This window comes from Streptomyces sp. NBC_00252, assembly GCF_036187565.1.
Lineage (GTDB): Bacteria > Actinomycetota > Actinomycetes > Streptomycetales > Streptomycetaceae > Streptomyces.
The window spans coordinates 10,035,511-10,057,407 of sequence record NZ_CP108087.1 but is presented as its reverse complement, the minus strand read 5'-3'; the positions used below and the strand labels follow the sequence as shown (position 1 = coordinate 10,057,407).

Genomic DNA, 21,897 nt, shown 5'->3' with positions numbered 1-21,897 from the left:
GGGGGGCTGGGGTGAGGGGTGTCCGGGCCGGAAGGCGGGGCGCGGGGCGGGTATTCGGGGCATCGGGTGCCGGGGATGGAAGCGGGGGCGCCGGTCCCGGTCTTCGCCGCTCAGCAGGCCCGGTCCGGCGGATGGGCACCCCCGGGGAGACCGAAGGCAGCCGTGCACGGGCGGCGGCCACCGTAAGTGCGCTGCCGCCCTGGCCGCAGGCCGGGCCGTCAGCCGTCAGCGACCGACCCGACGACAACGGCCGGCCCGACGACAGAGGGAAAGCGGGCCCGGCAGAGAAGCGCGCGGCGGCAAGAAGGGGGCCGCCCGGGGCCGAGGGGGCGCGGAAAAAAGGGGCGGCCAGTCTTCCCGGAGGCGCGGGAAAATGCCGGTGGCATCGAGACCGACACGCGGTGCTACCGCGACACGGTCAGGCGGCGGCAGCCGGACCCAGGCACCCCACGAACCGCGCCGGCCATACCGCGGCCCACGCGCCGAACCCTCGAAACCCGCCGCCGCGCCGCACATGCCGCTGCCCGAGGCGGATGGTGCCCGCGCCGACCGCGCCACGGCACCCTCACCGCGCCCCTTGGCGCAACCCACCCCGCCCCGCCCGGCCCTGCGGCCACCCACCCGCCGCCCGCCACAGCACGGACACCTCCACGCACGACACCCGGGCCACACCGACACCGAGCCGGAAACCGGCCCGCAGCACCCCACCCCTCACGCAACCACCCGGCCGGACACCGCCTCACGCGGCCAGATGCCACACAGCCCCCGCAACCCCACCCCACCCCACACCCACCCGCTCGTTCGCTCACGCAGGGGTGCGCGCCGCCGACTCCCCCGCCACGCCCACCGGCACCGGCCCCCGCCACACACTTCCCCGCGCTGCCCCCTCCGCGGAGAGCTCACGGCGCTCCACCACCCCCGGCACCGGTCACCGCCAGGAGCCCGACGGCACCCTCGGCCGGCGAAACCCTCCACCCCACCGTCCGGCCCAGAACCTCCCGGCCGTACGCCCCCGCATCCGCATCCGCATCCGTGCGACACCCCCGCGCGGCCCCCGCCACACCTCACCGCACACGCCCGCACCCGTGCACACGCCCACACCCGTACTGGGCACGCCCACCGGCCTCCAGTGCCGGGCACCACCCCGGCACCAACGGCCACGGGCCCACCGCCGCACCCTGCACCGGCACCCCCGCACCCGGACTCCGCACCGCAGACAACAGCCACAGGTGCCGGCCCGCTGGCCCGCCGGACGGGACGGACCCGGCCGCGGCACGGCGCGCCGTCGACACGGAAGCCGAACCCGCCCCCGCCCAGGAACCATCCGGCCCCGGCGCGCAACTGCCCGGCACGACCCGGCCAGCCGATCCCGAACACCACCTCACCCAGGACCGCGGCGCCGGGCGGCGAACTCCCGCACAACGCGCACCGGCACGTACGCGACCACCCACCCACACCCACAGACCACCGCACCGCTGCGCAGCGCAGCCGGGGCGCGGGCACGGGAGGCGCGCCGGTGCCCGTGCGGCGGCGCGTCCCGCCGGCGCAGGCCCGGACGCCCACGCCGGCAGCCGTCAGGGCAGGCCGCCGGAAACCCTCCACGGCACGCGCCCCCTCCCCCACGGGCCGCCCTGGCACGGCACAGCACAGCGCGGCACGGGCCAGCCCGTGCCGCGCGACACCACGCCACCCGCCCTGTTCCGCCCGACTCCAGCCCGTCACAAAAAACCGCACGCGTGGTTTACATAAACGGGTCAGAGACGGACCCGCCGAACCGGCCACATCCATACGGTCCCCGGGACTGTCACCGCCAGGCGCGGGGAGGCCGGTAGGCCGCGGCCGTCCGTTCCGGGCTCCACACATCCCCCGCCTCCGGCCCGGCGCCGCTCCCCTCGCCGGCCTCCTCCCCGCGGGCGGCCAGCACCGCGCACAGCACGGCGCACAGCGCCGCCAGCTCCTCCCTGCTCGCCCGCCCGCGCTCCACCCGGAAAACACTCTCCACGCTGCTCACCCGGCCCGCACCCCCTTCATCCCGACGTGCGGCCACCCTGCACCCGCGCCCTGGAAAACCACTGACGCCCCGCTCGAGAACCACCCCGCCAAGCCCCCCGCGGACCCGGCCCGGACCGGCCCCGGGCACGGTCCGCACCCCACCCCCGCGCACCCGGCGCCGGGCGGGCACGGCGGGGCGCGCGGGGGGCTCGGCGGGGCGGTGACGGCGGGGTGCGGGCACGGTTTCGGCCACCCGGCGCGGAGCGGGTTCTTCCACATCCCGTGCCCCCGGAAGCTCCGATACCCCTAGAAAGAAAACCGAGTGGTATGTATCTTCTGGTCTCGGAAGCACCGCGCCACCGCACGGCACGGCACCACCCCGCACCCCCGCACCACCGCACGGCACCGCGCTGCCGCACGCCCGCACACCCGTAACGCCGCACGGCACCGCCCCGCACGAGCACGGCACCGCACGGCACGGCACGGCACGGCACGGCACGGCACAGCCCCGCACAGCACGCACGGCATCACCTGTCCCGCCGCACCACCCCGCACCCCGCACCGCTTCCTGCCCCACCCCGGTCCGGCGGGGCGGCAGGAAGCCGGGGAGGCGGAAGCACCCCACCCTCAACACGCCTGTTCTGTTCTGTTTCGTCCCGATCCCGGTACAAGGGGGAACCATGTCTACGCACACGTTCCAGGCCCACCGCCCGGCCCTCACCACCGCCGCACCCGCCCCGGCCGCCGGCAGCCCGGCCGCCGCCCCGGCCCCGCTGACCGCGGCCGCCCCCCGCACCCCCGGCGCCGCCGCGTCCGCCGCGGGCGGGGTGCCGGCGGGCCGGGACGCCTACGCCCACCTGTCGCTGACCCGGACCGTGCCCAAGGAGTTCGTCCACCGCGCCTCGGTCGCCGAGGTCCTGCTCACCGACTGGCAGCGCACCGGCGAGGACCGCTTCACCGTCAGCGCCCAGTGGCCCCGCGGCCACTCCTTCTTCACCCCCATCGCCGGCTACCACGACCCCCTCATCGCCGCCGAAACGATCCGCCAGAGCGGCCTCCTGCTCGCCCACACCGAATACGGCGTCCCCCTCGACCACAGCTTCGTCATGCACGACCTCAGCATCGCCCTCGACCCCGCCCACCTCCGCGTCGGCACCGCCCCCGCCGCCCTCACCATCGACGTCACCTGCTCCGACATCACCCGCCGCCGCGGCCGCGCCGCCTCCCTGCGCTACACCAGCACCCTGCGCCGCGACGGCCACGTCCTCGCCCGCGCCGACGCCTCCTGCACCTGCACACCCCCCGCCGTCTACCAGCGCCTGCGCGGCAACCGCACCCACACCACCCCCCTCCCGCTCACCGCACCCACCGCACCCCAGACCGTCGGCCGCACCTCCCCCACCGACGTCGTCCTCACCCCCACCCCCCACCCCCACACCTGGCAACTACGCACCGACACCCGCCACCCCGTCCTCTTCGACCACCCCGTCGACCACATCCCCGGCATGGTCCTCCTCGAAGCCGCCCGCCAGGCCACCACCGCCCACCTCGGCCACCCCACCCTCCCCCTCACCCTCACCACCACCTTCACCAACTACGCCGAACTCGACACCCCCTGCCACCTCCAAACCCACACCACCACCCCCACCACCCCCGGCCACCACACCACCCACATCACCTGCCACCAAAACAACCACCCCGTCTTCCACACCACCATCACCACCACCACCCCCTAACCACCCCACACACCCCCACACCCCGGCACCCCGCACCACCCGGCAGGCCCGACCCACCCGCACCCGCCCCACACACCAACCCCAGCCCCGGCAGCACACGGCACCCCACGCACCGGCCCACCACCACCACCACCACCAGCCCCGCCCGAACCCCGACACCCCGACACACGGGCACACGGGCACACGGGCACACGGGCACACGGGCACACGGGCACACGGGCACACGGGCACACGGGCACACGGGCACAGCTCAGCCCCAGGGCCCCGCCAGCACACGGACACACGGCACCCCACGGCCGGACACCCCCCGCCACGAACCGCAGCACCACACAGCTGAACAGCTCACGGCTCACGGCTCACGGGAAGACCCGGCCCACGGCCGGACAAGACACCCCCGCCCCCACCCCGCCGGGCCCCACCCGGCCGCACGGACAGTCCGCCGCCCCGGACACACCGACGCCATCACCACACACCCCAGGACCATCCCCACCCGAACCGCCCCGCCCCGTCGGCACGCCCCCGGCCAGCACACCAGCGGGCCACGGACCTGCGCCCAGAAACACCGCCGGCCGCCGCCCGACAACAGCCGGAACACACCACGCGACCGCCAGAAGCCAGCCCCGCCCGGGGCCTCCACCGCCCCGCCATTCAGCCGCCCGGCGCGGGCCGTGCGGCCAGCCACACAATCCCCCGGCCAACCACCGAAGGCCCGGGGGCAGGCTCACGAACCGACAGCCCGCCGCGCACAGCCCGGCGCCCCCGAGCCAGCCCGCACCACACCCACCTCAAAACCACCGGGCATCAGCCGGCACGCCCACCCACCGGACACCGCACCAACCGGGCCACCCGCACAAAACCCACCCGCAGCACCGCCGACCGCCGACCGCCGACCGGCAAGGGAAAACGGCCACCCACCGGCGGACCCGCACACCCGGCAAGCGCCAACACCCCAAGGCCACCCGCGGCGACCCTGCACCCACCACCGACGGACCCAGTCGGCCAGGCCCTCAGCATCGTCCCCTGCACCGAGGAACCGGCCCCACCAAAACCAACCACCCACACATGCGCACAAAACGCCCTAAACAAGAACTAATTGAAAACTGCGGCAGAAACCCCGGCCCCGCCCCCCGCCCCTCCCACACCCCCCGGACACCCCCACCGCAGCCCCGCAACCGATCACCGCACACCCCCCACCCCGCCCCACCAAACCCCGTAGACTATACGAACTGGACGGTATTTTTAACCCACCCCGCGGACCCCCACCCGCAACGAAAGAAGCCACCCCATGCCACAACCCAAACAAGACCGCGCCATCCGCACCCGCCACACCATCCTCATGGCAGCCGCCACCGTCTTCGAAGAACGCGGCTACCAAGCCGCCACCATCAGCGAAATCCTCACCACCGCCAACGTCACCAAAGGCGCCCTCTACTTCCACTTCAAATCAAAAGAACAACTCGCCCAAGGCGTCCTCGCCGGACAAGACCAAAACCTCACCGTCCCCCCACAACCCTGCAAAACCCAAGAACTCATCGACACCACCATGCTCCACGCCCACCGCCTCCAAACCGACCCCCTCGTCCGCGCCGGCGTCCGCCTCACCCTCGACCAACGCGCCGACGGACTCGACCGCACCGCCCCCTTCCACCACTGGACCACCATCGTCACCAACCTCCTCACCCAAGCCCAACAACAAGGCGAACTCCTCCCCCACGTCAACCCCCAAGAAACCGCCCAAATCCTCGTCGGCGCCTTCGCCGGCATCCAAGCCATGTCCCAAGCCACCACCAACTACCAAAACCTCCCCACCACCATCACCGCCCTCCTCAAACACACCCTCCCCACCATCACCCACCCCGCCACCCTCACCACCCTCAACCTCACCCCCAACATCACCCACCTCACACAAAACACAGACAACAGCGACAACGACGAGATCAGCGAAGACGGACAAGACGACAACACCGAAAACACAGGAACCAAAACAGAAACCACACACCCAGAAACAAAGGAAAAGACAGCAGCAGCAACCCACTAACCGATCGTTTCAGAATGATGTCGGTCCGCCTCGGCTCGGCGTGTGACCACCCACGCTCTACCTGGGCGCGCCAGAGCGCTTGATGGCCGTGTGGCACTTTTCCGTCATGAACAACGGCACTCGGAAATACGGCGCTTGCAGCCTGGCCGTCTGGGAAGGTAGCCGCCCGCCCGACGACTTTGCTGCTGGTCAGACCTTCGAGGAGCTCTACGGCCAGTTCGTCCGTCGCGGGGATCGATTGGCGGACAGAGGCCCGCATGAGCCACCGAACGAGCACATTGCGGCATACGTGGCCGCGTTGCTGGAGCGGTGGCCCAACCCGACCGGGGAGCAGGATGACCACCCGGTATGGGAAGACGGACTGCACGGCAACGAAACGGGCCCGCTGATCTACTTCGGCGTACGACGGGACGCAGCCGAGGAAGTTTCGACGTTCGCCGCGCAGGTCGCGATGTCGCCCGAACCGTATCCCCGTCCGGCCCCACCCGAATCAATCGCCTAGAGCCCGGCCGCGTGGCCGGATGGCCGCGGGGCAGTCGGCGGACCATGATTCCAATCATTGCCCAGCCGATCATGGTCTCGGAACGGGCGGTGAGCCACACGTAGCCGCGCGCGAGGCGCCGATGCACGGTCATCCACGAGAAGGCGCACTCGACGGCCCAGCACTCGGGCCGGACCTGGAACCCGCCCTGGTCCGGCGCCTTGCGCACGATCTCCAGCTCGCAGCCGAGGACCGCCCGCGCCCAGTCCACTAGGCGGCCGGCGAAACCCTGGTCGGCCCAGACCTTCCGCACTCCCCGACGGTCCAGCCGAGTCCAGAGCAGCGGGTGCCTCGCGCCGCCGCGGTCCTGCATGTTCGCGGCGACAACGTGGACAGCCAGGAGCACGCCGAGAGCGTCGGCGACGATAAACCGCTTACGGCCCTTCACCTTCTCGCCCGCGTCCAGCCCCTGATGCCGGCCGGGACAGTGTCAGCGGTGCGCACAGACTACGAGTCGATCCCCCCCCCGCTCGGCTCCACACTGCGGCCGTCGGCGACCCGGACCTGGCCGCGCAGCCACCCGACGGGGCCTGACCTGTCCAACAGTTCGCCTGACACCCCATCAGAACGAACGTCACGAGCGCCATTTCAGCGTCAAGATATCGCCCGTAACGCCCACGCTGCACATAACGCGCACGCGCAAAACCGCAGGTCAGTACACCTTTACCACCGGCTCAAGGATCGCGACACACTCCACATGGTCATCGGAAAGTTGTCACGAGGGACGATGCCGGGAGAACATGCAGGTCAGATAGGTTTTCCCCGCCGCCAAACCGGGTCGCGATGCACCAGAGCGTCAAACGAGCGTCACGGCCACGGGCCACTCTTCGGCGGCCTCCCGCCTCGCCTGCACACGGAGGTGCCGATGCTGTCGATCGTGATGGCCGAGAATCCCAACCGGTCGCAGAGGTAGTCGATTTCCCCTTGGCGCAGATCTCGCCGAAGGCATCACTGGACGCGCGATAGGTCCAAACGATGACGGCGGACGCCGCGCCGCAGGACAAGAAGGCGACACCGGATCTATAGACCCTAGACACGACAGCCCCCGACAGGCGGGTCCAGTTCGCCCTAGTTGATACACCAATCCCCATCAAGGTGACGCGAATCACTGGAACTCACTGTGCATAACCTGTCCGAGTTCTGTGTTTTGCAATCATTCATGATCTTTACCTGTTGCATACCTTCACTTTGACAACACATGGGTGATGTCGATGTGAAGCATGAAAGGTCGGAATGATGACGGCTCACAGACTCACGCCGCGACGGCGCGGGCGGCCTCAGCGCAGGGGGATCGTTCGCTGGACAGCGGGCGGCGCAGCTCTCACGATGGCCATCACCCTCCTGGACGTGACGAGTTCCGTGGCGGCCCCACCGTCGCGAACTCCGGAGTCCCCAAAGAAGCCGACGGCGACGCAGGCGGCCGACATACCTTCGGCCCGTGTCGCGGCCAGGTTGTCCGGCAGGCGGGTCGAGGCACTCTCGGAGCGCACCGAGGAATCCACGACCTGGGCGAACAAAGACGGCAGCCTGACGACCGAACTCTCAGCGGGGCCCGTCCGGTTCGAGCGGGACGGCAAGTGGGTCGACGTCGATGTGCGGCTGCGGGAATCCGGCTCGGGTGTGGAACCGCTCGCCCACCCGGAGGGACTCCGGCTCGCAGGCAAGACGGGTGCACCGGCGAAGTCGCTGAAGGCGGCCCGTGAGGCGAAGGCCACCGACCTGGTGACGCTCGGAGAGGGCGAGCAGCAGATCATCCTTCAGTGGAAGGGCGGGCTGCCGAAACCGAGGTTGGAGGGCACCCGGGCGGAGTACGTCAACGCCGTGCCCGACGCGGATGTGGTTGTCGAGGCCACCCGTACCGGCTTCGAGCAGTACGTCGAGATCAAGAAGCGGCCCGGCGCGGGCGCCTACTCGTACACGCTGCCCCTGAAGGCCAAAGGGCTGAAGGCCAAGCAACTGCCGGACGGCAGCGTGCAGTTCACCGACCGAAAGAATAAGCGGCGGGCCGTCATGCCTGCCCCGGTGATGTGGGACGCGTCCGTCGACAAGCGGTCGGGCGAGCACACGAACCGGGCCAAGGTCGGCCTGAAGGTCGTGCAGAAGGGTTCCTCCGTCGACCTGGTGGTCACACCGGACGCGAGGTTTCTTGCCGACCCCGACACCACGTATCCCGTCACGGTCGACCCGTCCACATCCTCGCTGAGCAACGTCTTCGACACGTATGTACAGCAGGGCGAGACGGTCGACTGGTCCACGGACACCGAGTTGGACCTCGGCAACCCGGGCACGACCAACGCCGACGGCACGGCGCGCACCGCGCGGTCCTTCATCTCCTGGAACACCACACCGGTCCAGAACGCGCTGGTCCTGGACGCGAAGCTGAGCCTGTGGAACTTCCACTCGGGGAACACGGACTGCAAGGTGTACCCGTGGGAGGTGTGGTCCTCGGGAGCGGCCTCGACGGCATCGCGCTGGGCCGCACAGCCGGCCTGGACCGCGAGGAAGGCCACCTCCACCGAGACCAGGGGCAACGCGGACTGCACGTCGGCGCCCGACGGATGGATCAACGCCGATGTGACGTCGCTCGTACAGGAGTGGGCCTCGGCCAATGCGACGCGCGGCCACATGGGCCTGCGAGCGTCCAGCGAGACTGTGTTGGCGCAGTGGAAGAGGGTCAACTCCGCCAACGCCGCGTCCAACCCGCCGAAGCTGGTGGTCACCTACAACTACCGGCCGCGCACCGGCACCAAGCAGGAGGCCGGTCCGCCGTACTTCTCCTACAGCGGCGCCTACACGGTCAACACCACCACGCCCACGCTGCGCGACACCTTCGTCGACGCCGACGGTGACAAGGTCAACGGCACCTTCCAAATCTTCGACAACGCCACCGACACTCAGGTCGGCGACGTCATCGTGTCAAAGTACGTGCCTTCCGGGAAGGTCACCTCGGTGACCGTGCCGTCCGGAATCCTGGCCGACGGCAAGACGTACAAGTTCCGTACCTCTCCCTATGACGGGACGCACTACAACAACGGCTGGTCGGCGTGGAAGACGTTCACGGTCGACACCATGGCCCCGGCCGCTCCCACCAAGGTCGTCTCGACCGACTACCCGACCGGGAAGTGGAGCAAGGGTGCCGGACAGACCGGCGTCTTCACGATCACGCCACCGGCCGCGGACCACAACTGGCTGGAGTGGTCGCTCGACGGCGTGACCTGGACCAAGGTCTCTACCGCAGGTGCGACCGGCAACAAGACCGTCTCCATCGCCCCGTCCGACAACGGACCGCAGTCGCTGCTGGTCCGTGCCGTCGACAAGGCGGACAACCGGTCCTCGACGGTCGAGTACACGTTCAACGTGGGAGCCGGCGGCTTCCTCCGTCCTGCCTCCGGGGAACGGACCGCGCGCCGTCTCACCCTCGAAACCGAGACCGACGGCGGTAAGTACAACGCGGCCTCCTTCTCGTGGCGGCGTTCCGCGGCGGACCCTTGGCAGCTCGTCCCCGCCGCGCACGTGACACTGGACGGCACCGCCCTCACACAGTGGCCGGTGACGCTGACGAACGGCAAAAACGCGCCGCTGGCATGGAACGCGTCGGCCACGGTCGCACCTGACGGAAGTGTCGAGCTCAAGTCCGACTTCACCGGCCCCAACGGCGCGACGGGCAGCACGGATCCGATCACTGTGGTGGTGGACCGCAACGCCGACAACGCGGCGAGCGAGGACATCGGCCCCGGGTCGGTCAACCTGCTCACCGGCGACTTCACCCTCTCCGAGGAGGACGCCTCCTACTTCGGCCTCTCCGTGTCCCGTACCGCCTTCTCACGCCGCCCGGAGGCCGCCACACAACAGGACGACCAGGCCGTGATCTTCGGGCCGCAGTGGGTGTCGGGCTTCGAGGCTCAGTTGAACGAGTCGGACTACACGCGCCTGGAGAAGATCTCCGACACGGCCATCAGCGTGGTCCTCGCCGACGCCAGCCCGATCCACTTCACGGCCAATGCCGCGCGCACCGGCTGGATACCCGAACCCGGCGCCGAGGAGATGGTGCTGAAGGGAAGCGTCACCGGCACCTTCACCCTCTCCGACAGCTCCGGCACGGTGACCGAGTTCACCAGGGCCGACCCGACGTCATCAGCGTGGCAGGTCAGCAGCACCCTGATCGATGGACTGGCCAACTCGGTCACCTCGGTCATGTCGGAGTCCGTCAAGGTCGGCGACACGGAACTGGCCCGGCCCACCCGGATTATCGCCCCCACATCCGCCGCCACCGCATCCGCCTGCGCGGCGGACCCGTCGACCAAGGGCTGCCGCCTGCTGGAGTACGTGTACGCCCCCACGACGAAGGCCACTTCGTCCGCGTTCGGTGACTTCGCCGGGCAGGTACGCGAGATCCGTCTCTGGTCCACCGAGCCCGAAGCCGCTGGCGCCACGTCCAGGGTCGTCCAGACATACGAGTACGACGACGCCGGCCGGCTCCGCCGTGCCTGGAACCCCCAGATCACCCCGCTCCTGGTGACCGAATACTCCTACGACTCGGCAGGCCGGATCATCTCGCTGACGCCGCCCGGTGAACTGCCCTGGACGTTCACCTACGGCAAAGCGGGCAACGACCCCGCAGCAGGCGAGGGAATGCTGCTCAAGGTCTCCCGCGCCGCACTGAAGCAGGGCACGGCCGACACCACGGAGGGAACGGCGACCACCAGCGTCGTCTACGACGTGCCCCTGTCCGGGTCCACCGCGCCCCATCAGATGAACGCCGCCTCGGTCGGAACCTGGGGACAGCGCGACATACCCGCCGACGCCGCCGCGGTATTCCCGGCCGACTCGGTACCTGCTTCGCACTCCGGATCGGCTCTGACGCAGTCCGACTACCGCCGCGCCACCGTCCACTACCTCAATGTGTCGGGTCAGCAGACGAACACCGCCGAGCCCGGCGGCCGGATCGACAGCACCGACTACGACCGGTTCGGCAACACCGTACGTGTCCTGTCGGCCGGGAATCGGGAGACGGCTCTCGCGACAACGGCGGACGGCAAGGACGCCCTCGCCGAGCTGGGACTGAGCAGCCTGCCCAGCGCCGAGCGCGCCGAACTGCTGTCCACCCGCTCGGTGTACGACGACACGGGCACCAAGGAACTCGAAAAGTACGGGCCGCTGGGACGTGTCGACCTCGCCAAGGACCTGAAGTCGGGCAGCACCACCCTCGTGTCGAAAGATTCATCCGTCATCGCCCGCAGCTGGACCAGCACGCGCTACGACGAGGGCCGTCCCACGGACGCCGGCGTGAGCACGAGCAACCAGGTCACAAGCACCACGCAAGGCGCACAGGTCCGCGAGCACCCGGCCTTCATGGCTGACGCCGAGCTGACCACCGTCGACTACGACTGGACGAAGGGCCTGCCGACCAAGGTCGTGCAGGACCCCGGCGGGCTCGCCATCACGACCACGACCGAATACGACAGCCAGGGCCGTGTGACCAAGCAGGGCGCACCAGGAACCTCGGGCACCGACGCGGGAACACAGGTCAGCGCCTACTGGTCCGCGACCGGCACCGGGACCTGCGCCGGGCGACCCGAATGGGCCGGCCTGCTGTGCACCAGCGGCCCGGCCGGTGACATCGCCGGCGGCGGCAGCAACCCTGCCCAACTGCCCACGATGACCGCCGAATACGACCGCTGGGGCAACACGGCCAAGACCGCCGAGAAAGTCGGTACGACGACCCGCACCATCACCCACGGCCACGACGCGGCCGGCAGGCCCACCAGCGTGACCGTCACCGGCGGCATCGGAGCGGACGTCCCCGCGACCACAACCACCTACGACCCCGCGACAGGCCGCACGGCCAAGACCAGCGCACCGACCGGCGGCACCATCACCCACGCCTACGACAAGCTCGGCCGCGAGATCTCCTACACCGACGCCGATGGAGGAACCACCACAACCACCTACGACCTTCTCGACCGCACCGTCAGAGTCGGCAACAGCGTGCCCAGCACCACCACATACACCTACGACACCGCAGTGGACGCGCGAGGACTCGCCACCAAGGCCACGGACTCGATCGCGGGCGATTTCTCCGCCACCTACGACGCGGACGGTGCGGTCTCGTCCGAGAAGCTGCCCGGCGGATACACGCTGAAGCAAGCCAAGGACGCCACCGGCGCCATCACGGAGCGCACCTACACCAGGGACAGTGACGGAACCGCCGTCTACAGCGACGCCGTCACCTCCACGATCCAGGGCCGAACCTCCTCACACGTGGGCTGGTCGCACCAGCGATACGGCTACGACGCCGCCGGACGCCTGACCCGCGTCGAGGACACCAGCGACAACACCTGTGCGCTGCGCACCTACACCCTGGACAAGCGCTCCAACCGGACAGGTAGCACGAGCGTCTCGGCCGACACCGGGCTCGCCTGCCCCACCGGCGCGGGCACCACCACCGCCCGTGCCTTCGACACCGCGGACCGAATCGTCGACTCGGGCTACACCTACGACGCGTTCGGCCGCACCACCACCCTGCCGGGCTCGACCCTCGCCTATTACGCCAACGACCTGGCCCGCCAGCAGACCGCCGGCACCTGGCGCCAGACCTGGCAGCTCGACGCCGCCCTGCGCTCCCGCGCCTGGACCATCGAGACGAACAGCGCCGGCACCTGGACCCAGACGTCCGCCAAGACCAACCACTACGGCGGCGACTCCGACGACCCCAGCTGGATCGTGGAGAACACCGCGCAGGGAACGGTCACCCGCAACGTCACCTCCGCGACCGGCGTGTTCAGCGCCACCACAAGCAAGTCTGGTGACACGGTCCTGCACCTCTCCAACATCCACGGAGACATCGCCCTGCAACTGCCCCTCGACACGGCCGTCGCACCCACGGTTCTCGACAACGACGAGAACGGCGCGCCCCGCACGAACAAGGCCGCAGCACGCTACGGCTGGTTCGGCGGCAAGCAACGCTCGGGCGAAACGCTCACCGGACTCGTCCTCATGGGCGCACGCCTCTACAATCCGGGCACCGCACGCTTCCTACAGACCGACCCGGTCTTCGGCGGCAACTGCAACGCCTACGACTTCGTCTGCGCGGACCCGGTCAACGGAACCGACCTCGACGGCCGGTGCGGCGCCTGGGGAAATCCGTTCAAGAAGTGTGACAAATGGCGCATCATCATGTGGTCGCGCTCTCCCGGAAGCCACTGGAAGACCATCCGCGAGGGCAGCACGTCCAACGTCACGGTGAACGGGGTCAAGTACGGAAAGTTCGGTCTCCGGCACATCAAGGACAAGCATGTCGGGAGCGGAAAGCGATCCGCCTGGCGTTCCAGCTCCACCATGCTCAGCGACCTCAAGAAGACACTCATCTCTGGCAAGTGGAGGAACGCCTGGGGCGGTGTCTACAACGGCAAGTACGACATCACGTACTCCTACTGGACCGGCTGCGGATGCCGCGGGAAGAAGAAGTACACCGTTACGGCTCACTACCGCACCACTGCCGCACCGGACGGAAAGCCGCTCGGCGTGACTACCGCCTACATCAACAGGACGGGCTGACATGCGATCTCCACGCGGTGCGAAGGGTCCCCACACATGAACTCGCCCAACTCACCCGACTCCCTCATTCGTTCCGTCGCCGAGAGCATCGCACGACGTATCGCCGACCAGACGAGACCAGTGAGGTCACTGGCATCGGTTGTCAAGCTTGTCGAGAACGACGAGGCTGACGAGGCTCTGGACGATCTCGCGCACGTGATCGAGTTCTTCCGTATCTCCGTCCACCGCGCTGAATACGATCAACTCGTCGCCGCAGCCCAACAGTTGGATGCAATGGACTCGCTCACCAACCTCAACGTGGAGCAGTTCGTGGCTGAACAGCCCTGATTCAGATGCCCCATTCGAACAAAGGGGGCTCGGCCGAACCTTCGGACCGGGCCCCCTTTCACGCCTCCGGGCGGGCTCCTCTCGGGCTCCGGGGACCGGCACGGAGGCGACTCCGCGGCCGCGGAAGTCGTAGACGGCGGGGGGCTTGCTCCTCGGGCCGAAGCCCGAGGATCCTGGCCTTCTCGATCGTCGCGTGCCGCTAAGAGAACGGACCATAGTCGCTACGGCAGAGGCCCGAGGTCGCCGTTGACAATGGTCTCAGGGATCGGGGGGCGGTCCCAGAGAGCGAGGATCTCGTTCGCCAGGGCGACGATCGTGCGCGTGTCGCGGTCGCCGTACGCCCTGATGGCTGCGGCCGAGAGGCTGCGCGGGACTGCATCGGCGTCGAGCAGGACGCGCCAGTCCTCCGGTGGGAGTTCGAGGAACTCCAGCGCTTTCAGCCCAGGGATCTCCAGTGGGTCGGCGAGCGTTCCGGGGTAGCCGGAGAGAGTACGCAGGCGGGGCAGCCCGATCACGGGGGCCAGGCTGAACGGTTCACCGTCCCAGACGCCGAGGCTCAGCACCTCCAGTTCGGGATGGGCTGCGGCCTCGATGCTCCTGACGCTCTGGTGGTTGACCCACGCCACCTGGGGTAGTCCGCGCTGGCCGCGCCCGGAGTACCAGTCCCGTTCCGGATCCCGGACTAGGTCGGTGAGGGACTCGGCGAACAGCTCGGCCCCCACGCTCCGCTCGTGGTCGAGCACGACGATCTGCCCGATGTGGCCGCACGGCCCAGGCGTCAGGTCGACGGCGACCTGGTCCCCGCCGCCGGTGTCGCCGATGACGATCCATCCGGGCGAGCCGACCAGATCCTGCACGGCTGCATCCGGCCCGGTGACAGCCGTTTCCATCGCCGCGTGCTCCCAACGGAACGGACGGCATGATCTGTCAGCGACGGAGACGTCGTCCAGGGAGCCCAGCTCGAAGCCGACCGCGTCGAAGACGCGCTGTGCCGCCTCGTAGTCGTCGTCCCAGTCCGCCCACCGCGCGCGCGTCACCCGGTAGAGCACCTTGATCTCCTCGGGCAGTGCCACTCCGAGGCGGGCATCCACCGCGGCGATCTCCGCCTCGGTGGCGCCGATCGCCTCGGGTATCCGCTCGCGCAACGTCCGTTCCAACAGCGCCAGGTCCACGGACGGGGCCGGCCGCGCCCCGGGCACGGTCTCGGGCAGGCGGCGCCATGGCTCGGGCATCGCCCCTTCGACCAGGAGCAGTGCCCCCGGATGGGCGTTGCCGATGCCGGGATCCGCAGCGGGGCTGGGATCGAACAGATGAAGCACGACCTGCCCGTTGGGCGGGATCTCCACGGTGAACGCGATGTGGGCAACGTCCGCCGCGGCGAGCGCGTTTTGCACCCGCTCGATCGCGTCGAACTCCGCCTGCATGTCCGACACGAGCAGGGCGCGTCCGGGCTGCGGGCGCCGTTGCTGCACGGGCACGCTCCACGAACCTTGACCGATACTCCCCGCCACGTTGCCGCCCGGCACCGCGAGGGTCGCCGTGTGGGCTGCCCGCAGGAGCCGCAGCAGCGGCTCCCAGGTGGCGAAATCATGCAGCGTGGACACCAGGGCCTCCGGCCGGTTCAGTGATCATGACGGTGGCGATTATGTCGTCCGCCGCCGACAACCTCGTCAGCCACCCGTGCACAGAGCGATACCGCCGACCGGACACGGCGGGCATTGCCTCAACAGGCCGAGCGCTGGCGCCTGAACGGCTACCGTCCCGAGAACCACACCGAGCACAGTCGTGGACGCGGCACGTCCGACCTCAAGGCGCACGTCGACTTCCTCGAGCCCCTCGTCGACCGGTACTCGCGGCTACTCCTGTAGCTGGAATCAGACAAGCGTACGGGGATGGCGTTCCTCTAGGAATCCGATGCCACTTCACTGCTCTTCATCGATTCCGGAACCGAGCACACCTGACAGGACCAACCGGTGCTCACCTCCGAGAACGAACCGCCACAGGTCCCGGCGCCCCGTGTGAAGCTAGTCGAAGAAGCTACCGAAGGTAGTTAAAGGACAAGCTCAGTGAGTGTCTTTGAACTCTGGTCGTGAGGTGCATACAACTCGATGATCTGTCCGTGGCGGATGACAGGACGGCTCGGCGGTACTGCCGAGAGTGTGGTGATCCGCGTGAGAGCCGAGCATGTCAGTACCAACTGGCAGGATCCGCCGCATGACTTCCTCGATCTATGAGTCCTGGACCCGCATCGAGACGTGGCTCGTGAACAACGCGCCGCGCACGTTCGCCGAGCTGGCACCTCCCGCCGAGCGCGCGGCGATCGTAAGGGCAGAAGAGGCTATCGGCCTAGCCTTCCCCCATTCGCTGACAGAGTCTCTCCTTCGTCATGAAGGCACAGCGGACGCCATCCTGTTACCACCGTTTTGGATGATGCTGAACACACAGCACATCGTCGACGCCTGGACGAGCCGGACCGACATCCACGGCCCGCAACGGCCGGACGCCGAAACGGGCGATCCCGGGCGCGAGCACGGGCCGTGGTGGCACCGGCAATGGATCCCGTTCGCCGCAGACGGCGCCGGCGACTATCTGGTGATCGATCAGCGCCCGACACGACAGCGTGGACGAATCGGAGCTGCCGACCACGAGAACGGCTGCCACTTCAAAACGCACCCGATGTGGACCTCTTTGCCAGACCTGCTCGACATGACGGCCACGGCAATCGAGACCGGCAGTCTTCTGGACTGCTATGAAGAGTCGTCATCGATGAGCGAGAGCTGACATGGGAGTTTCGACTGGACAATAGCTGAGCTTTCTGAACTCAGGCCGCCGTGAGGTGCGTACGGCTGGATGATCTGGTTCGGGGCGGATGGCGGGACGGCTCGGCGGCACTGCCAGGAGTACGGGGACCTGCTACCGATGACGACGACGGCGGAGGCAGCGTTCTGCTCGGGCCGGTGCGGGTCACGGCGGTGGCGCATGCTGCGGCGGACCCGGCAGAGGGCCGCCGATTCCTACCGTCTTACTCAGGCACGGCTACGGACGGACAGGCTCAAGCCTGCTGAGCTTGCCGTTTAACGTTCCGCTTCGAACAGGCGCACCTGGGGGTGGCATGATCGGCTCCGGTTCGACTTGGCCGTGAGGTGGTGTGACGTGGGCGATTGGCGGACTGATCCGACGTTCGCGATGTGCCGGGCGTTGGCGGACGGGGCGGATCTGTCCTCTTTCGCGGGCGGGCCGTTCGACGTCACCGCCTCCGGGGCGAAGGACGGCAGGCCGGCCAACAGGTGCCCGGCGAATCCGGCAAGCACCGCGGCGAGGATGCCGGGCAGGCCACTCCAACTCCTCGCCCCAGTCCGCCCCGGCGGGCGCTGCCGAAGGTCACAGCACCGGACGCCCTAGCCGGACACAGGTGTCAACTGCTCATCCGCCCACTCGGCGAAGGTAGTGAGAGGGATGCCCAACTCCCGGGCGAAAGCGGGCCGGGCGGGCTGGAGGACCACGTTGTTCCACTCGTGTCCGGCTCCCCACTTCGGCATGCCCGCGGCGAGGGCCTCGTCCATGTTCATGGAGGGCGCGGTCACGCGCACGCCCCAGGCCGCGGACAAGGTCTGCGCGATCTGCTCCATCGTGCGCAGGTCACCGGCGAGTTCCAGTTCCACCTGGTGGAACCGGTCGGGGTTTCGGAGGGCGTGCGCCGCGGCCGTGCCGATGTCCCGCACGGCCACCAGGGCCAGTTCGGTGTCCGGCTTCAGTACCGTCAGCAGTCCGCCGCCGGGACCTTTGGGCGCCAGCAGGGGCAGGTTCTCCATGAAGAAGGCGGGCTTGATCACCGTCCAGCGGGCAAAACCCGCACCACGCACCGCCTCCATGATCGCCTGCTTGGTGTGGAAGTAGTCCGCCATCGCCGCCCAGCGGCCCTCGGCCCAGCCGGCGACCTGGGTGTGTTCACCGACGCCACTGGTCGAGGACTGTACGAACTGCCGTACTCCTCCGGCCTTCGCCGCGTCCACCAGGTTGGTGGCCTGGGCGAGTTCGCCTGCGAAGTCCACGCTGGTCTCGGTCATGGGCGGCATCTGCACCGAGAACACCGCGCGGACCCCCTCGACCGCCGGACCGAGGGAGGCCCGGTCGGAGAGATCCGCCCTCACCAGTTCGGCGCCCAACGCCGCGATCGCCTGGGCAGGCTGCGACCAGGGATCGCGTACGAGCGCGCGTACGGGCACCCCGGCGGCCAGAAGTGCGCGAGCCGTGGCCCCGCCTTGCTGGCCGGTGGCGCCGGTGACCAGGACGATGTCGCTGCTGCTGGGCATGGTTGCCGCTCCTCACATATCGGAGAGACAAAACGGCGGGGCCCGCCGTTAAGATATGGCGGGGCCCGCCGTTTAGCAATGAGGAGATCATGACCGGTCAGCGCTCGGACGCCCGACGCAACTACCAGCGCATCCTCGCCGTCGCCGAAGCCGAGGTCGCCGCGCGCGGCGCCGAGGCATCCCAGGAACGGATCGCCCGCACCGCAGGCGTCGGTTCGGCGACCGTGCGCCGTCACTTCCCCACCCGCCGCGCCCTTCTCGAAGCTGTCTTCCAAGAGCGCATCGAGGGCCTGTGCGAGCGCGCCCACCGGCTGAGTACGGCCGAGGACGGCCGCACGGCACTCCTGGAGTGGCTCCACGCCTTCGTCCTCTACGCCGTCTCAGCCCGCGGATTCGCCCATGTCCTCAGCTACGAGCCCCCCACAGAAAAACCCTCCCCGAACAGCTGTGGCAGCAGAATCGAAGCGGCTGCAACTCCCTTGCTCCAGAGGGCGATTCACGACAAGGCGGTGGAGCCGCACGTCACCTTTCACGACCTGCTGACCCTCTCCGTCGGCATCGCCCTGGCCACCGAGCACCACACAGACCCCGATACCCAGGCCGGCCGCCTCCTCCGCCTCGCCGTGGAAGGGCTCAGCCCTGAGCAGGGCACAGCCGGGATCCCCAGGAACGCCTCCACCAGATCGGGGCGGAGTTGACCGCGGGCCCCGCTGTCCCGTCCAGGGCGCTGTTGGTCTCCATCCCTGAGGGAGTTGCGGAGTGGTCGCACCCCTAGGGCAGTTGAGGTAGGTAGGTGCCGGGAGTCTGACCGGTCATCCGGCGAAACGCCGCGATGAACAAACTGGGTTTGCGGTGGCCGACCGCGCGGGCGGTGGCGTTGACCGAGCTGCCGCGGGCCAGCATCGACACGGCGGCGCGGATGCGGACCTGGGTGCGCCAGGCGGCGAAGCTGAGCCCGGTCTCGGCGCGGAACAGGCGGGACAGCGTGCGGACGCTGGTGTGGACATGATCGGCCCAGGCCGCGAGTTCACGCAGGTCGTCCGGGTGGGCGACGAGCTGCTCGGCGATCGCGCGGGCCCGTGGGTCGGTGGGCACTGCGACGTGGATGTGATGGGGCGGCAGCGGGGTGAGGAGCTGGAACATCAGCGTCTGGGCGGCCGGGCGAGTGCGGTCGCCGGGATCGGTGTGATGCAGGTGAGTGATGATCTCGGCGAGCAGCGATCCGACGGTGAAGCAGGTGGGCTCGGCCCAGGTGAGAGGGCCACGGTTGGGGGCAAAGGTGATGGTCACCATTTCGCCGGTGTGCAGCACGGAGCCCGCGTGCTCGACGTCCCCGGGCACCCAAAGCCCGTGGCCGGGCGGGATCAGCCAGTCACGGCCGGCGACGCTGCCCATCAGCGTCACGGTCGAACTCCACGTGAGCATCGGCTCGGGGTGCGCGTGCAGGTGCAGCTGTTCGCGGTCCTGGGCGATGTCGCGGTCGATGCACAGGATCGGCGAGACGGTACGAGACCCTGCGTCCGCGGGCGCGGAGCCTCCGGTGCGTTGTTCGTGACCCGCGGCTCCCTCAGATGCGTCGGCGCGCAGCCCGGTGCTTTCCACATCCGAAGCGGCTCCCGACATGAACCGCTGGGCTTCCTCGTCGCGGTCCTGGCGGCGCAGTACGATCGCCAACTCCCGGGCTACGGCTGCTGATGCCGGCGGAGAGCCAGACACTTCGGCCCAGGTGCGGGCGCGATCCGCGCTGAGCCGGGCCTGCTCGTAGGAGCCGAGCTTGCTCAGTACGGCGGCGGCGAGGCTGTAGACCAAGGAGAGTCGGGCCTGGTCAAGTTCCCAGCGTGAGCGGGTCGCAGACGGCGGCAGCACGAGTGAACTCGCCCGCTGTGCCGGGATTCTGATCTCTTCGGCCAGCCAGCACCTCACTGTGCTGAGGCGTGCGGGGTTGATGGTGAGCAGGCGCAAGGCCGACGTCGTGTTCCATGCGGTCACGCCGCTGGGAACGGACCTGCTGCGGGGACGGCAACCGTCCCCGCAGCAGGTGTGCCCCGATCAGCAGTAGCCGATCTTTCTGTAGCCGATCCAGAACTCGCCCTTGTTGTTCACGCTCGCGTTCGTGCCCACCGCGGGGAGGCGGTTGGCTCCCCAGATCCGGCCGCGGAAGCCCTGAGAGACGCTGTCGATTTGAACGTAGGGCTGGACATCGAAGCCGCCGTGGAAGGTGGCCGTGGCGTCGCCGGGAGCCCGCGTACCGCTGGCGTAACAGGCACTTCCGTTCGAGCGGCGGAGGACGAGATCACCGTTGTCCTGCAAGAGCAGGTAATACCCGCTGTTGCAGATGGCCTGGTTCGTGGCCAGCTTGCCGGAGAACGACGTGCCGATGCAGGTCACCGCCGAGGTGTAGGTCTGCCCGGTGGATGGCTGGGCCGCGGCTACGCCGGACGCGCTTACCACTGCGGCGCCGGTCGCAACGACCGCCGTCCAAACTCGTTTCATCGTGGGCATGGCGCATTTCCCCTCGTTGATCTTCTTGCCGCGCAACGAGTCTGCCAGCGACTGCGGTCTTGATCGCGTATTTCCTGATCACGTATTTCATGCCTGCGTAAAACTCGCCCGCCCCACGCCAATGAGTTCGGCGATGATCTCGGTCGAGCGACGCCAGCTGGCTGAGCACTCTGATCGCCGGTACCTCTTGGTGCTGTGCCCGCTAAGGCCCCCGCGTCCGCTCCCACAGGCAGCCGGCTCCAGTGCAAGCTGTTCGTTGACGCCCACTGACGCTGTCCCGCACCAAGCCGCTGCGAACTCGTCGGTCACGGCGATGCACCTCGGTCGCCTGGACTGCCAGGAGAGCGGCCTGCGCCGGCATGAACGGGGCCAGGACGACCCGGTGTAGGTGTAAAAAGGCGGGCCTGTTGTCGCCAAGGTCGACGGTCCCTCTACCTTCACGGAGAGTCTGGACCGCTGAACCTGGAGTCGTGCCCCCGTGCGGGCCGATGCGGCCGGCGTTCCGGAAGCCGTGTGATCGCGGCGCTAAACGCCAGCCCGAGCGTGACACCGACAACGGAGCCGACGCACTGCGCCCAGGCATCGTCGAGGGATCTGGGCAGGACGGCTCTTGTGAGCCGGCTTGCAGGCGACGGACTGCTATCGCGGCCAGTGTGGCCGTCCACCGGCACCGCACCCCGTTGATGACGTCGCCGCAAAAGAGGAGCAGCAGCGTCATGCCCAACTCGCCGTCCCAGCCGACCGCGGCCGGCCCAGCCCCGAAGGCAAGCGGGAACAGCCAGAGCCCCACCATCTGCCGCGCCAACCTGGGCGGCCGCCGTACTGCACCATGGGGAGGCCAGAAGAATCGTGGGATGTGCTGAACGATCGCGTACCTCTGCATGAATCGCG

The 21,897-nt window shown here is 69.0% G+C and carries 14 protein-coding genes and 1 pseudogene; 9 read left to right on the top strand and 6 right to left on the bottom strand.

What is annotated here, in order from left to right:
• Positions 1-1,804 precede the first annotated feature (1,804 nt).
• Positions 1,805-2,002, bottom strand: a complete 198-nt coding sequence (locus tag OHT77_RS44630; RefSeq protein ID WP_328825824.1) for an acyl-CoA carboxylase epsilon subunit — start codon at positions 2,000-2,002, stop codon at positions 1,805-1,807.
• 670 nt (positions 2,003-2,672) lie between these two features.
• Between OHT77_RS44630 and OHT77_RS44625 the strand changes: the two genes are divergently transcribed.
• From OHT77_RS44625 to OHT77_RS44615, 3 genes are all read left to right on the top strand, one after another.
• Positions 2,673-3,728: a ScbA/BarX family gamma-butyrolactone biosynthesis protein gene (locus tag OHT77_RS44625; RefSeq protein ID WP_328825826.1), complete on the top strand. Its 1,056-nt coding sequence runs from the start codon at positions 2,673-2,675 to the stop codon at positions 3,726-3,728.
• Between the two features lie 1,285 nt (positions 3,729-5,013).
• On the top strand, positions 5,014-5,766 hold the full coding sequence (locus OHT77_RS44620; protein ID WP_328834105.1) for a ScbR family autoregulator-binding transcription factor: 753 nt from the start codon (positions 5,014-5,016) through the stop codon (positions 5,764-5,766).
• A gap of 106 nt (positions 5,767-5,872) precedes the next feature.
• Positions 5,873-6,268: a hypothetical protein gene (locus OHT77_RS44615; protein WP_328834104.1), complete on the top strand. Its 396-nt coding sequence runs from the start codon at positions 5,873-5,875 to the stop codon at positions 6,266-6,268.
• A 133-nt stretch (positions 6,269-6,401) separates the two neighbouring features.
• On the opposite strand, the pseudogene OHT77_RS45135 reads toward OHT77_RS44615, so the two are convergent.
• A pseudogene (locus tag OHT77_RS45135) lies at positions 6,402-6,713 on the bottom strand (transposase); the annotation flags it as partial.
• A gap of 920 nt (positions 6,714-7,633) precedes the next feature.
• Here OHT77_RS45135 and OHT77_RS44610 point away from each other — a divergent pair.
• Both OHT77_RS44610 and OHT77_RS44605 read left to right on the top strand, forming a co-directional pair.
• Complete coding sequence (locus OHT77_RS44610; RefSeq protein WP_328834103.1) at positions 7,634-13,864, top strand: DNRLRE domain-containing protein; 6,231 nt, start codon at positions 7,634-7,636, stop codon at positions 13,862-13,864.
• A 36-nt stretch (positions 13,865-13,900) separates the two neighbouring features.
• Positions 13,901-14,191, top strand: a complete 291-nt coding sequence (locus OHT77_RS44605) for a hypothetical protein (RefSeq protein ID WP_328834102.1) — start codon at positions 13,901-13,903, stop codon at positions 14,189-14,191.
• A 221-nt stretch (positions 14,192-14,412) separates the two neighbouring features.
• On the opposite strand, the gene OHT77_RS44600 is transcribed toward OHT77_RS44605, so the two are convergent.
• Entirely contained in the window at positions 14,413-15,795 is a 1,383-nt protein-coding gene (locus OHT77_RS44600) for an SMI1/KNR4 family protein (protein ID WP_328834101.1), read from the bottom strand.
• Positions 15,796-15,909: 114 nt separating this feature from the next.
• Here OHT77_RS44600 and OHT77_RS44595 point away from each other — a divergent pair, with 114 nt between their 5' ends.
• Positions 15,910-16,059, top strand: a complete 150-nt coding sequence (locus OHT77_RS44595; protein WP_328834100.1) for a hypothetical protein — start codon at positions 15,910-15,912, stop codon at positions 16,057-16,059.
• Positions 16,060-16,405: 346 nt separating this feature from the next.
• Positions 16,406-16,972, top strand: a complete 567-nt coding sequence (locus tag OHT77_RS44590; protein ID WP_328834099.1) for an SMI1/KNR4 family protein — start codon at positions 16,406-16,408, stop codon at positions 16,970-16,972.
• A gap of 617 nt (positions 16,973-17,589) precedes the next feature.
• Here the strand turns inward: OHT77_RS44590 and OHT77_RS44585 are convergent.
• Positions 17,590-18,504 (bottom strand): NmrA/HSCARG family protein, encoded by a 915-nt coding sequence (locus OHT77_RS44585; RefSeq protein ID WP_328834098.1) that lies wholly within the window; start codon positions 18,502-18,504, stop codon positions 17,590-17,592.
• Between the two features lie 89 nt (positions 18,505-18,593).
• Here OHT77_RS44585 and OHT77_RS44580 point away from each other — a divergent pair, with 89 nt between their 5' ends.
• Complete coding sequence (locus tag OHT77_RS44580; protein ID WP_328834097.1) at positions 18,594-19,202, top strand: TetR/AcrR family transcriptional regulator; 609 nt, start codon at positions 18,594-18,596, stop codon at positions 19,200-19,202.
• A gap of 73 nt (positions 19,203-19,275) precedes the next feature.
• Here the strand turns inward: OHT77_RS44580 and OHT77_RS44575 are convergent, their stop codons facing one another.
• On the bottom strand, positions 19,276-20,466 hold the full coding sequence (locus OHT77_RS44575; protein ID WP_443048230.1) for a helix-turn-helix domain-containing protein: 1,191 nt from the start codon (positions 20,464-20,466) through the stop codon (positions 19,276-19,278).
• Here OHT77_RS44575 and OHT77_RS45130 point away from each other — a divergent pair.
• The gene (locus OHT77_RS45130; protein ID WP_443048229.1) at positions 20,396-20,563 is read left to right on the top strand and encodes a hypothetical protein; all 168 of its coding nucleotides are present in this window, start codon (positions 20,396-20,398) and stop codon (positions 20,561-20,563) included. The genes OHT77_RS44575 and OHT77_RS45130 overlap by 71 nt on opposite strands.
• On the opposite strand, the gene OHT77_RS44570 is transcribed toward OHT77_RS45130, so the two are convergent.
• On the bottom strand, positions 20,554-21,042 hold the full coding sequence (locus OHT77_RS44570; RefSeq protein WP_328834095.1) for a hypothetical protein: 489 nt from the start codon (positions 21,040-21,042) through the stop codon (positions 20,554-20,556). The two genes, OHT77_RS45130 and OHT77_RS44570, sit on opposite strands and share 10 nt — an antisense overlap.
• Positions 21,043-21,897 lie beyond the last annotated feature (855 nt).